Here is a 13,831-nt window from a genome sequence, read left to right as displayed (position 1 = left end):
TTAAAGCTCCATAATTTTGAAACAGTTTTTTAGAAATTCCGTAATTTTAAAAACTAATAATTTAGACATGAAAAAATTACTTCTTTTATTCAGTTTTATGTGTTTTAGTTTCCATTTTCAAGCACAAATTTTAAATAAAAAAGATCTAAAAACATATAATGGATATTTTAATTTTTATTATGAAGAGAGTACAGATAAATTGTATCTTAAAGTAGAAAAGTTAAATGATGAATTTCTGTATGTTAACTCATTAGCATCTGGTATTGGAAGTAATGATATAGGTCTAGATAGGGGGCAACTAGGGAGTAAACGGTTAGTTTATTTTAAAAAATCAGGAAATAAATTATTATTAATTCAACCTAATCTTAACTATAGAGCAAATACAGAAAACAACTTAGAACGAAAAAGTATTGAACAAGCATTTGCCAAGTCTGTATTGTTTGGATTTAAAATTTTATCGCATAAAGATGGAAGTTACATTATAGATTTTACTCCATTTTTAATGGAAGATGCGCATGGTGTTTCAAATCGTTTAAAAGGGAGTAAAGAAGGCAGCTATAAGGTAGATAAGTCAAAGAGCGCTTTAGAATTAGAGCGAACTAAGGCTTTTCCTGAAAATGTTGAATTTGAGGCGATGCTTACTTTTAAAGGTCAACCTACTGGTAGAAAACTTAGAAGTGTTGTACCCACCACATCATTAGTTACGGTTGTTCAGCATCATTCCTTTATTAAGTTACCAGATACTAACTATAAACCAAGAGCTTTTGATACTCGGAGTGGTGCAATTTCTATGTCTTATATGGATTATGCAACACCGATACAAGAAGATATTAAAAAACGCTTTATAATTAGGCACCGATTAGAGAAGAAAAACCCAGAAGCTGAAATTAGTGAAGCAGTAGAACCAATTGTTTATTACCTAGATCCAGGAACTCCAGAACCAGTGCGTTCTGCATTGTTAGATGGTGCGCGTTGGTGGAACCAAGCTTATGAAGCTATTGGGTTTAAAGATGCTTTTCAGGTTAAAATGTTACCAGACAACGCAGATCCCATGGATTGTAGATATAATGTTATACAATGGGTACATCGCAGTACAAGAGGCTGGAGTTATGGAGGTAGTGTTGTAGACCCTAGAACTGGCGAAATTATAAAAGGACATGTGAGTTTAGGTAGCTTAAGAATTCGACAGGATTTTATGATTGCTCAAGCCTTAATGAATAAACCTTTTGCAGAAAGCGATACCAACTATCAACCGATGTTAGATATGGCTTTAGCCAGAATTAGACAATTAAGTGCGCATGAGGTAGGTCATACTATAGGTTTTGCTCATAATTTTGCGGCCAGTACTAACAATAGAGCTTCAGTAATGGATTATCCGCATCCGCAAATTGAATTGAATAAAGGTGATATTGACTTTAGTAACGCATATGCTACAGGAATAGGAGATTGGGATAAAGTAACTGTGGCTTATAGTTATTCTGAATTTGATAAAGGTGTCAACGAAAAAGAGGTTTTAAATGCTATCCTCAAGAAGGCTCAAGATGATAAGCTACGATTTATTACAGATTCTGATGCAAGAGCTGCTGGCGGAGCGCATGCTTTAGCGCATTTATGGGATAATGGTAAAACGGCTGAAGAAGAATTAAATGCTGTGTTAGCGTTACGAAAAGTTGCCATACAGAATTTTTCGAAAGATAATATAAAAAGTTACGAGCCTTATTCTGTTTTGGAAGACGTTTTTGTACCGTTGTATTTTTATCATCGCTTTCAGGTGGAAGCTGCTACTAAGGTTATTGGTGGTTTAGATTATAATTATTCTGTAAAAGGTGATGGGCAATTCACAACAAAATCTATTGACAGTAAAACTCAAAAAAACACCTTAGATGCTATTTTAAGAACTATAAATGCTGAAACTTTGGCGATTCCTAAAGAGAAATTAAGCTTGTTTCCACCAAGAGCTTTTGGGTATAGTCGATCCCGTGAGTCTTTTAAAGGTAAAACAGGAGTTGCTTTTGATCCATTAAGTGCTGCAAACACAGCAAGTGATATGACTCTGAAGTATTTGTTACACCCAGAGCGCGCTAACCGCTTGGTGCTTCAAAAGAGTTTAGATGGTAAGCAAATAGGTTTAGAAGAAGTTATAGAGCAATTGATTAATAGTTCTTTTAATATCGATAATAAAGATTCTTATTTATCAGAAATACAACATCAAATTAATGCAAATGTTTTGAAGTATTTAATGAATTTGGCTGTGAATAATCAATCTTATATTCAGGTCAAGGCCATTGCTAATAAGGCGATTAGAGATGTTGCTCAGAAAAATTTTGGCTTAGAAAATATTCAATATCAATACAGTTTAATGGTAAAAGAGTTTTATGAGCATCCAGAAAAGTTTAAACTGGAGAGTTCTCCGAAAATACCAGATGGATCACCAATAGGAAGTGATATTTGTAATTATAACCCAAATTAGAATAAAATAATAACTAAAAAGATTCCTGCCTTTGGAGGAAATTGATATGATTATAGACTTAAGAAGCGATACAGTTACCAAGCCAACAAAAGAAATGCTTGACGCCATGCTAACGGCAGAAATAGGAGATGATGTGTATAAAGAAGATCCGTCAGTTAATGCTTTAGAAAAGCGATTAGCAAAAATGTTTGGAAAGGATGAAGCTTTATTCTTCCCAACAGGAAGTATGGCAAACCAAGCAGCTTTAAAATTGCATACTAATCCCGGTGAACAAGTGATTTGCGATAAATATGCGCATATCTATAACTACGAAGGTGGTGGAGCATCTTTTAATAGTGGGATTTCCTGTAAACTCATCGATGGTCATCGTGGAATGTTTACTGCTGAACAAGCCGAATCTTCAATAAATCCACCTGATTTTTATCACAGTCCACTAACTTCTTTAATTGCTATAGAAAACACAACCAATAAAGGTGGCGGAGCGTGTTGGGAATATGAAGAATTGAGAAAAATAAGACAAGTCGCCACTAACAACAATTTAGGTTATCACTTAGATGGTGCACGCCTATGGAATGCATTAATAGCTAAAGGTGAAAGTCCTGAACAATATGGGGACTTATTTGACACTATTTCTGTTTGTTTAAGTAAGGGTCTAGGTTGTCCTATGGGATCTGTTCTTATCGGAAATAGTAGTATTATGAAAGGAGCGATAAGAGTTCGTAAAATATTAGGCGGTGGAATGCGACAAGTTGGTTTTGCCGCTGCTGCAGGTTTGTATGCTTTAGACCATCATTTTGAGCGTTTATCGGATGATCATATAAAAGCGAAAGAGATTGGTGAAATATTATCTACTTTAAAATATATAAAAAAGGTAGAGCCTATTGAAACTAATATTTTAATTTTTGAACTTAATGATAATGTTGACGAAACTCAGTTCCTAAAAAAACTAGAAAAAAAGGGTATTTATATTATTGGAATGGGTAGTAATAAATTAAGAATAGTGACACATTTAGATTATACTGTTGAGATGCATAAAAAACTACTATTAGAACTAAAATCACTATGACATTTACAGTGAATCCGTGTCACATCAACGATAATATTTAGCCATTATAAACTATTCTTATATTTTCGCAAAAACCCTTAATTAAAGTTAAGTAAATGGATATCCCTCCGTCGAGCATTTCTATTTTAATACCAGATAGCGAAGATCATAAACCTTTAACATTACAGGTTGTGCGTTGTTTATCTATAGAAAAGGATATCACTATATTTTTAATGTCCTCTGTTAAACAGAACTACTTAAAATATTCTAGACATGTAAATCATATATCTTACTACAAAAAGACAAATGATGAAGAATGGGTTAGTGAAATAAATAATCAAGTAGAGCACCATAATATCGATATTATTATGCCAGTTTTCGATAGAGGTATTGAAACACTAATTAGAAATAAAAATTTAGTAAAAGATAAAAATAAGCTTTGTGTTTCACCCAAATTGAGTAATTATAATATTGCGAGGCACAAAGACAGTTTATATTTACATCTAATTAAACACAAACTTCCAACACCAAAAAGCATTATTACTAAAGCAGGTGCATATGAAAGTCTAAAAGAATTAAATTTTCCAGTAATTGCAAAACCTGTAATTGGATTTAGTGGAGGAAATGGAATACAAATTCTTAATTCTAATGAAGATGTAAAAACGTACTGTAAATATGTTAAATATAATTGTAATTCTATTTATCAAAATTATATAAAAGGTTATGATATATGTTGTAACGTTATTTGCGATAATGGTGAAGTTATTGCGCATACTATTCAATGTGTAAAAAGTACTCACAATACCGATTTGGAACCTCAAACAAGTTTTTGTTTTACTAAACAACCTGAATTATTGGAGTTAATTAAAAAATTAATGGTGAGTTTAGATTGGACTGGTGTTGCAAATATAGATTGTAGGTATGATGAAAATTCTAAAGAATTTAAAATAATTGAAGTTAACACTAGATATTGGATAAATATTGATGCTTCTGCAATAGCAAATGTCAATTTCCCATATTTACATTGTTTACTTACTTTAAGTAGAAAAATTTACACTAAGGAATATAAGACAATTCCTTACCTTAATCTCAAAGGCTTAGTAAGAGAGGTTTTTAAGAATCCCTCAATGATATTTAATTATAGTTATTTAAAAAACAATACGTCTCTTGTATTTGTAATTAAAGACCCTATACCTGATTTATGTAGATTTGTCTGGAGGACTAAAAATGTAGTAGTAAAAAAAACTAAGAAACGGCAGAATTAAATTAATACTTCACTTTATTTTTCATTATCTCAACATAAGAATTTCTTTTAATTAATTAAATTTTAAAGAAATTGATTTTATCTAACAAAAGTAATATTATTACTTTCTTACTTATCCTTAGTATTGAGTTCAAGTCACTTTTTATTAAAAAAACTATTTCCAAACAACTGTCTATGATTATGTGTCAATCAAAATCATAAATTAAGTATAATGCTCATTTTATTAAAAAATAAAATTTCATTTAAATATCCTTAGGCACCTGAATAAAACTAAATATCTACTTACAATGGATTGCGTTTTGTTCTAGTATGTTTTTTGAAAAGTTATTAAAACTTAACAATATATTTCTCTAATATTATGCAAATCAAAAAGGAGACTGCTTTACAGCAATCTCCTTTAGATAAATTATTAACACTTAAATATTTATTAGTGTTAGGGGATTCTTAAATTTTACCAGCAGTAGTGGTATGGTACTTCGTATTCACATAATTCTCCACCAAGAGAACTTGTTCCCCCGATTACTTCTAATACACCACGCTTGTAACCAGGTCCTATATTTAGGTTACAATCAGTTCTAAACTTTGTATAGTAGCAGTTACCAACAAATACATAAGCCCACTTACCGATTGTACCATTTTGGTTTGCACCATTAATAGCGATTTCATCGTTAAGACCTACAACATCATCAAATACTTTTACAGCCCAACATGTATTCTCATAACGTTGGTAAACTCTTACTCTGTAGTCATTTGGCCAATTCCATTGTAATGATAAATCAGTTACTTTACCTAAACAATCTTGACACTCAACTTCTGGAGTTGGTATTTCTTTAGCAATTAATAAGGCTTGAACGTTAGCAGGATCTTCAGGAATAAGAAGTACTCCTAATTTCTCTCCACAACCAGGTGTGTAACCTTCACCATTTGCAACTGCATCAAGATAAATAGCATCACCTAAAGCGTTATCAACAGAATCGTTCCATTCACCTGGATTAGGTGTTAAGAAAACAGTAAAGTCGTTATCATAAGGACCTTCAATTAATCTCCAAATAGCATACTGAACATGTCCGTATGTGTATTCTGAACTTTCACTAATATCGATATTATTGATAATCCAATTTACTTTGTCAAAATTTTGCGGATTAGTATATACATCTTCGTAAAGACCACCTTCTAAAATAGCAGTGTCATAACTAGATACTGGCGTGAAATCTAAAAAGTCATCATCAGCACCAAGACTTGGTAATCTATCTGAACAATAAGCTTGTACAACATCACCACCATCTAGAGATACATCAAAGTATCCATTTGTTCCAGGCTTAGCAACTACTTCAATGTTTACTGTTGCGTCAAGTCCTGTGTCTAATAAGTCTGCTGTGCATTCCGCTACAGAATTAAACATTGTACCAGCCATAAATGAAGGTGTAGCTAATTTTTCGCTATCTTCATTAAACATAAGCTCTAAATCTTCTTCTCCATCACCGATAACACTTCCATCAGCTTTAAAGTTTAGTTGAGCTTGTTGAGTTTCCTGAGTAAGATCCTCAGTAGATTCATTTTTTTCGCAAGATGCAAATACAACAAGTATTGCAAGCGTGCATAATTTAAATAATTGTTTCATAATTAAAAATTAGGTTAATAGCATTAATAACGTCACAAATATATATTTTAACATTTTATTGAGTTTTATTTTTAGATGAAATACCAAACTATTAGATATAGATTCTATGAATAACGTTTTGTCGTTATTTTGTGCATTTGTGGGATGTTTTCAACTAAAAAACTTAAAGAAAAGTGCTCTATTAAATTGTACTTAAGACCCTAATTTAAATCACGAAAACGTTGTAGTAGCTAGGTTAAATCCATACCAGGAATATTAGGTATACCCTCCTTAGCAACTGCAGCAATTTCTGACTCATTAATCTGTGTTGCTTTTTCAATTGCCTTGTTAATTGTTAATATGAGATAATCCTCTAACATCTCTTTGTCTGATAACAATTCATCATTAATATCTATTGTTTTTATAGTTCTGTTAGCGGTTATTGTAACTTTTAACTTTTCATCGTTACTGGTTTCATCAATCAAAACTGTATGCAAGCGTTCTTTTGTCGCTTCTACTTTCTTTTGAGCTTCTTTTAATTTGCTCATCATACCCATCATATCTCCAAACATAATTATGTTTTTAAAATTAATACGCAACAAAATTACTAAATTGCCCTTCTTTTTAGATTAATTTTTTCTTAAACAAATGATAAAAAATTCTGAATTAAAACCACCGATTGCTAAGAAAATTCCGCAGGAACTTAAGGCTCATGAAGATTTGCGCGTAGATAATTACTTTTGGATGAAGGATAGGGAACATCCTGAAGTTATAAATTATCTTAATGCAGAGAATGACTATTGTAATGAGCAAATGGCTCATACAAAGATTTTTCAGAAGGAATTGTTTGAAGAAATGAAATCGAGAATTAAGGAAGACGATGCTTCAGTTCCTTATAAGTATAATGGTTACTGGTATATTTCTAAGTTTGAAAAAGGAAAAGACTACCCCATATATACGCGCAGAAAAGATACTTTAGAAAATCCGGAGGAATTGTTATTTGATTGTAATAAAATGGCAAAGGGCCATAGTTATTTTAAATTAGCAGGAATCAGTATTAGCCCAGATAATAATTTAGTTTCCTATGGTATTGATACTACAGGTAGACGTAATTATACGATTTATATAAAGGATTTAAAAACTCATGAGGTTAAATCAGACAGAGTATTAAACACCACAGGCTCTTCCAGTTGGGCAAATGATAATCAAACTCTATTTTATACTAAGAAAGATGAAGTTACTTTAAGAGCTTTTCAAATTTATAAACATCGCTTGGGCGATCAAAGTAAAGATGAGCTTGTTTTTCAAGAAGGTGATGATACGTTCGGCGTAGCTGTATATAAAAGTAAATCTAAAAAGTATATTATAATTGCTTGTTATAGTACATTAACAAATGAGTATCATATTCTCGATGCAAATAATCCCGAAGGAAGATTTAGAATATTTCAACCCAGAATTAGAGGGTTAGAATATAGTATTTCGCATTACGATAATTATTTTTACATTCTTACAAATAAGGATAAAGCCACTAATTTTAAATTAATGCAGACTCCGGAAAATGACACTAAGTCCGAAAGTTGGAGAGAAGTAATTGCTCATCGTAAAGATGTTTTGCTGGAAGGTATTGATATATTTAAAGAGTATTTAGTAATAAGCGAAAGAAGCAATGGCCTAAATCAAATAAGAATAAAACGATGGGATGGAAGTTCTGACTATTATTTGCCATTTGATAATGAAACATATACAACATACACAAGCACAAATGTAGAGTTTGATACAGAAGTTTTGCGTTATGGATACAATGCCATTACAACACCTTCATCTGTGATAGAATTTAATATGCGTACTAAAACTAAAAATATATTAAAAGAGCAAGAGGTTTTAGGCGGTAATTTTGATAAAAACAACTACATATCTGAGCGAATTTGGGCAACGGCAGATGATGGTACTAGGATACCAATGTCAATTGTCTATAGAAAAGGTATTAAAAAAGATGGATCTAACCCTTTATTACAATATGCTTACGGTAGTTACGGATCTACAGTAGACCCTTACTTTTCATCAATAAGACTTAGTCTTTTAGATAGAGGTTTTATATATGTAATTACTCATGTAAGAGGAGGTGAATATCTAGGACGTCAATGGTATGAGGATGGTAAATTATTAAATAAGAAGAATACCTTTTTAGATTTTGTAGCGTGTTCTATTCATTTAATAAAAGAGCGTTATACATCCTCTCAACATTTATATGCAATGGGCGGAAGTGCAGGAGGATTACTTATGGGCGCGATTATTAATATGGCACCAGAATTATATAATGGTATTATTGCAGCTGTTCCATTTGTGGATGTTATTACGACTATGTTAGACGATTCAATTCCTCTTACGACAGGTGAATATGACGAATGGGGAAATCCTAATGATATACTTTATTATAAGTATATAAAGTCATATTCTCCATATGATAACGTACAAAGTAAGGATTATCCTAATATGTTAGTTACTGCTGGTTTTCATGATTCTCAGGTGCAATATTGGGAACCTGCGAAATGGGTTGCTAAATTAAGGGAGATGAAAACAGACACTAATAAATTGTATCTAAAAACTAACATGGATGCAGGTCACGGAGGCGCTTCTGGGAGATTTGAAAGTTTAAAAGAAGATGCAGAAGAATTTGCTTTTCTATTAGATTTAGAAGGTATTTCAATTTAATTCGAAAAAAAGTATTAGTTTTGCGAGGTTTTGGGTTGTAATTTTTTTAAATTTTATACCGATAAATAGCATTTATGGACAAAAACAAAAATGTATTTGATAATGTAATTCAACTTATAGGCAGTACTCCACTTATCAAATTAAACAGAATGACTGCTGACTTTGATGGTGATTTTTATGCTAAAGTAGAAGCATTTAATCCAGGTCATTCTTCTAAAGATAGAATAGCGTTACATATAATCGAAGAAGCTGAACGCCAAGGGATATTAACACCAGGCGACACTATCATAGAAACCACATCTGGTAATACAGGTTTTAGTATTGCTATGGTAAGTATTATTAAAGGTTACGAGTGTATTCTTGCGGTAAGCTCTAAATCTTCAGCAGACAAAATAGATATGTTAAAATCTATGGGTGCTAAGGTTTATGTATGCCCTGCTCATGTAAAGGCTGACGATCCACGTTCGTATTATCAAGTTGCAAAACGTTTGCACGAAGAGAATAAAGGTTCTATCTATATAAATCAGTATTTTAATCAGTTAAATCTCGACGCACACTATAACACAACTGGCCCAGAAATTTGGAACCAAACTAACGGTGAGATAACGCACTTAATAGCTTGCAGCGGAACAGGAGGGACAATTTCTGGTATTGCTAAATATTTGAAAGAGCAAAACCCAAATGTAAAAGTTATTGGTGTTGATGCTTATGGGTCAGTGTTAAAGAAATATCATGAAACTCGAGAGTTTGACGATAAAGAGATTTATCCATATAGAATAGAAGGGTTAGGTAAAAACTTAATTCCAACTGCTACAGATTTCGATTTAATTGATAAATTTATAAAAGTTACTGACGAAGAAAGTGCACATACTGCTAGAGAAATTTCTAATACAGAAGGTCTTTTTGTCGGTTATACCAGTGGTGCAGCTATGCAAGCTATAAAACAATTAGTTGAAGAAGGCGAGTTTAATATTTCTGATAAAATAGTTGTTGTATTTCCAGATCATGGATCGCGTTATATGAGTAAAGTATATAGTGATAAATGGATGGAAGATCAAGGCTTTTTTGATAGTAAGCATGAGGTACATACAACGATAGAATACATAAAATAAAAACGTTTTAAATATACATTTAAGGCCTATCATAACCATATGGTAGGCCTTTTGTATTAAAAATTAGTTGATACTTAGATTAAATAATATTATGCAGTCATAATATTATTAATTAATTTTGCTCTCACTAAGAAAACTAATTAACTAATATTAAGGTCTATATTTCTGTTTATAATGAACAGAAATAAAGATTAATAGCAATTGCAACTTATGAAGGATTTATTTGAAAAGATATACAGAGATAAAGGACCTTTAGGAAAGTGGGCTGCTCAAGCGGAAGGCTATTTTGTTTTTCCGAAACTTGAAGGACAGATTTCCAATAGAATGAAATTTCAAGGCAAAGATGTTATTACTTGGAGTATAAACGATTACTTAGGTTTAGCTAATCATCCAGAAGTTAGAAAGGTTGACGCTGAAGCTGCGGAAGAATATGGATCGGCTTATCCAATGGGTGCACGTATGATGTCTGGTCACACAGATTTGCATGAGCAATTACAGAATCAATTAGCAGAGTTTGTAAGTAAAGAAGCGGCTTATTTATTAAATTTCGGATATCAAGGAATAATGTCTACTATTGATGCCTTGGTTGGTAAGGATGATATTATTGTATACGATGTAGATGCACATGCTTGCATAATTGATGGCGTTCGTTTGCATATGGGTAAACGTTTTACTTATAAGCATAACGATGTTGCGAGTTTAGAGAAAAACCTAGAGCGTGCAACAAAAATGGCAGAACAAACTGGTGGAGGAATTCTAGTAATTTCTGAAGGTGTTTTTGGGATGCGAGGTGAACAAGGTCGTTTAAAAGAAATTGTTGAATTAAAAAAGAAATTCAACTTTAGATTTTTAGTAGATGACGCGCATGGTTTTGGTACTTTAGGTGCTACAGGTGCAGGAGCAGGTGAGGAGCAAGGCGTTCAAGACGATATAGATGTTTACTTTGCAACTTTTGCTAAATCTATGGCCAGTACCGGTGCTTTTATTGCAGCTGATAAAGAAATTATTGACTATTTAAAATATAATTTACGTTCTCAGATGTTTGCTAAGTCATTGCAAATGACCTTAACAAAAGGTGCGTTAAAGCGTTTAGAAATGCTTAAAACAATGCCAGAGTTAAAAAAGAACCTTTGGACAATTGTTGATGCTTTACAATCTGGTTTAAAAGAACGTGGTTTTGATATTGGTACAACTCAAAGTTGTGTTACGCCTGTGTATTTAAAAGGGAGTATACCTGAAGCGATGGCTTTAGTAAGAGATTTACGTGAAAATTATGGAATCTTTTGTTCTATAGTAGTTTATCCGGTTATACCTAAAGGATTAATTCTACTAAGAATGATACCTACTGCTACACATACTTTAGAGGATGTAAGAGAAACTTTAGATGCTTTTGATGCTATTAGAAGCAGATTAGAAAACGGAACTTATAAAAGAATGTCAGCAGCTTTAATTGCTGCTATGGGAGAATAATAATCTTAACATTTTTATTATTTAAAGCCACTAAAAAGTGGCTTTTTTATGCGATGACTTTTTTAAAAGTACAGCGCCTTTTGTGAGTTACTGGTTTAAAATTTTTCCATAATTTATGAATAGCTTCATTATCATCTAATTCTGGGCCTCTAACGCATAGTTCAATCCCTTTGGCATTAAATGTTTGCCAAAATTCTTCAAATATTATAGCGGTTACCCCTTTATTTTGGTACTCTGGTAAAACACCAATAAGGTAAAATGTAACTGTTTTTGCTTTTTTCTTTGCTTTTAACAAATGCATAAAACCAAAAGGGAATAATTTGCCATTCATTTTTTGTAAGGCTTTTGCATAAGATGGTGTAACGATACCAAAGCCAACAAGCTTATCGTCTTTGTCTAATACAAACTTTACATATTCAGGGTTTAAGAACCCTATAAACTTTTTCTTAAAGTATTCGCGCTGTTCTTGGTTAATTTCAACAAATGAAGATAAAACCGAATGTGATTTTGAAAAGACATCAAACATCTCATCGGCATAAGACATTATTTCTTTATTATCTGTAAAGTTTAATGCTCTTAATTGATAACGCTTCTTCACCATGGTTTGGACGCGTGTAAAGAACTCTTGAAGTATATTTTTAAACTCCATTTTGTTCTCAGAATAGGTTTTACCAACTGAATAATTTAATTCTCTAAAATGATCAGCATAATAAGGATGATTATGCCATGTAATCATACTTCCTAGTTCATCAAACCCTTCAGTAAGAATACCTACTTTATCTAAATTAGAAAATCCAACAGGGCCTTCAACATATTCTAAACCTTTACTTTTTCCAATTTGGTGCACCTTATCAAGAAGTAACTTCGTGACTTCAATATTGTCAATAACATCGAACCAGCCAAAACGCATCTTTTTTTCATTTTGGCCATTAACTTCGAGCCAGTTGATAATCGTTGCAATTCGTCCTACAATTTTATTGTTAATGTAAGCTAAAAAATATCTAGCTTCTGCATCTTTAAAAACAGGATTAATGTCTTTGTCTAAAGTTCTAATTTCTTCAGTGATAATTGGTGGTACCCAAGAAGGTGAGCCTTTATATAGTTTAAAAGGAAACTTAACAAATGCTTTTAATTCTTTTTTGGATGTTGCTTCTTTAATTGTAATCATGTAGAGCTTTATATTCCGTCAGAATCAAAATCATCAGTATTTTTCTTCTTGTTTTTTCTTTTCTTTTTAAAGTTTCCGTCATTACCATTTCCATTGTCAATCTTTTTATCTTTATGAAAATCTAAACGATAAGATGCGCCAAAAGCGACGTTAAATACAGACGGTGTATCTTTGGTATTGAAAGCAATATTTGCATCTAGTTGAAAATCTTTTGTCCATAAATACGCTCCTCCAAGCCTAAAGATATTATCAGCATAAAAATCGCTATTAATACCTTGTGCCTCACCAAAAACAACCCATTGAGGTGTAAAAGAATGCGTTAAAGTAAAAACATATTGAAATTCTGAAAACTCAGAACCAATTCTATCTTTTATTAAGTTCATAACAAATACCCAACCACCATTAAAGTTATTTTGGGTAGAAATCATAATTCTTGGACTTATACCTTCAACATCTGGTGCGGTATAAGGATTATTTTTTGAATCAAAATTTGCCCCAGCATATACTGCTACTGCAGGTATTAAAGATTTCCATTGAAATTTTCGATTAGCATGGTAGCTGTAAAGATTAGGTTTAGCTTCTTCCGCATTTTTATAAGGATCGTAAACTAAATATTTTGCACCAATAGTTAAATTTCTAAAATTAGCACGAGAATTTTCTATTGCAATTTGACCTGCATTAAAGGTTTGTGTATCATTTTGATAAATACCGTCTAACTGTAGTTCTAATTGCTCAAAAAGTAAACCATAACGAATTGCGAAATCTAAACCAAATCCAGAAACATCGTATTGTAAAGGTGTATGTTCTTCGTTTACCGTAAATGCACCTAATTCAAATTGTACAATACCAGTTCCTACAGAAAAAGCACTTTCCGATACACCAGGACGATTAGAGTTTATAACTTCTGTGTATTGCGCAAAAGATGAGCTGTAGGTAAGCACAATTAATACAACAAAAAAAGATTTGAGTGTTTGCATTTGGATGTGGTTT

General features: G+C 32.1%; 10 protein-coding genes. 6 read left to right on the top strand and 4 right to left on the bottom strand.

Going from position 1 to position 13,831, the window contains the following annotated elements:
* Positions 1-67: 67 nt before the first annotated feature.
* From ACFWU4_RS13765 to ACFWU4_RS13755, 3 genes are all read left to right on the top strand, one after another.
* Positions 68-2,470: a zinc-dependent metalloprotease gene (locus tag ACFWU4_RS13765; protein ID WP_411128858.1), complete on the top strand. Its 2,403-nt coding sequence runs from the start codon at positions 68-70 to the stop codon at positions 2,468-2,470.
* A gap of 46 nt (positions 2,471-2,516) precedes the next feature.
* Positions 2,517-3,536 carry a threonine aldolase family protein gene (locus ACFWU4_RS13760; RefSeq protein ID WP_411128856.1) on the top strand — a complete coding sequence of 340 codons (1,020 nt, stop codon included), beginning with the start codon at positions 2,517-2,519 and terminating at the stop codon, positions 3,534-3,536.
* A gap of 95 nt (positions 3,537-3,631) precedes the next feature.
* Positions 3,632-4,780: an ATP-grasp domain-containing protein gene (locus tag ACFWU4_RS13755; RefSeq protein WP_411128854.1), complete on the top strand. Its 1,149-nt coding sequence runs from the start codon at positions 3,632-3,634 to the stop codon at positions 4,778-4,780.
* A 450-nt stretch (positions 4,781-5,230) separates the two neighbouring features.
* Here the strand turns inward: ACFWU4_RS13755 and ACFWU4_RS13750 are convergent, their stop codons facing one another.
* Together ACFWU4_RS13750 and ACFWU4_RS13745 are read right to left on the bottom strand one after the other, a co-directional pair.
* On the bottom strand, positions 5,231-6,400 hold the full coding sequence (locus ACFWU4_RS13750) for a hypothetical protein (protein WP_411128852.1): 1,170 nt from the start codon (positions 6,398-6,400) through the stop codon (positions 5,231-5,233).
* A gap of 230 nt (positions 6,401-6,630) precedes the next feature.
* Positions 6,631-6,951, bottom strand: a complete 321-nt coding sequence (locus tag ACFWU4_RS13745; protein ID WP_411128850.1) for a YbaB/EbfC family nucleoid-associated protein — start codon at positions 6,949-6,951, stop codon at positions 6,631-6,633.
* Between the two features lie 76 nt (positions 6,952-7,027).
* Here ACFWU4_RS13745 and ACFWU4_RS13740 point away from each other — a divergent pair, with 76 nt between their 5' ends.
* From ACFWU4_RS13740 to ACFWU4_RS13730, 3 genes are all read left to right on the top strand, one after another.
* Entirely contained in the window at positions 7,028-9,091 is a 2,064-nt protein-coding gene (locus tag ACFWU4_RS13740; protein WP_411128848.1) for a S9 family peptidase, read from the top strand.
* A 74-nt stretch (positions 9,092-9,165) separates the two neighbouring features.
* Positions 9,166-10,203: a PLP-dependent cysteine synthase family protein gene (locus ACFWU4_RS13735; RefSeq protein WP_411128846.1), complete on the top strand. Its 1,038-nt coding sequence runs from the start codon at positions 9,166-9,168 to the stop codon at positions 10,201-10,203.
* Positions 10,204-10,413: 210 nt separating this feature from the next.
* Positions 10,414-11,673, top strand: coding sequence for an aminotransferase class I/II-fold pyridoxal phosphate-dependent enzyme (locus ACFWU4_RS13730; RefSeq protein WP_411128844.1), 1,260 nt, complete (start codon positions 10,414-10,416; stop codon positions 11,671-11,673).
* Between the two features lie 46 nt (positions 11,674-11,719).
* Here the strand turns inward: ACFWU4_RS13730 and ACFWU4_RS13725 are convergent, their stop codons facing one another.
* Positions 11,720-12,841 carry a GTP cyclohydrolase gene (locus ACFWU4_RS13725; RefSeq protein WP_411128843.1) on the bottom strand — a complete coding sequence of 374 codons (1,122 nt, stop codon included), beginning with the start codon at positions 12,839-12,841 and terminating at the stop codon, positions 11,720-11,722.
* Positions 12,842-12,849: 8 nt separating this feature from the next.
* Complete coding sequence (locus tag ACFWU4_RS13720; RefSeq protein ID WP_411128841.1) at positions 12,850-13,818, bottom strand: transporter; 969 nt, start codon at positions 13,816-13,818, stop codon at positions 12,850-12,852.
* Between the last annotated feature and the right edge of the window lie 13 nt (positions 13,819-13,831).

This window comes from Winogradskyella sp. PE311 (assembly GCF_046545555.1).
Lineage (GTDB): Bacteria > Bacteroidota > Bacteroidia > Flavobacteriales > Flavobacteriaceae > Winogradskyella.
This window is presented reverse-complemented; position numbering and strand designations above follow the sequence as displayed.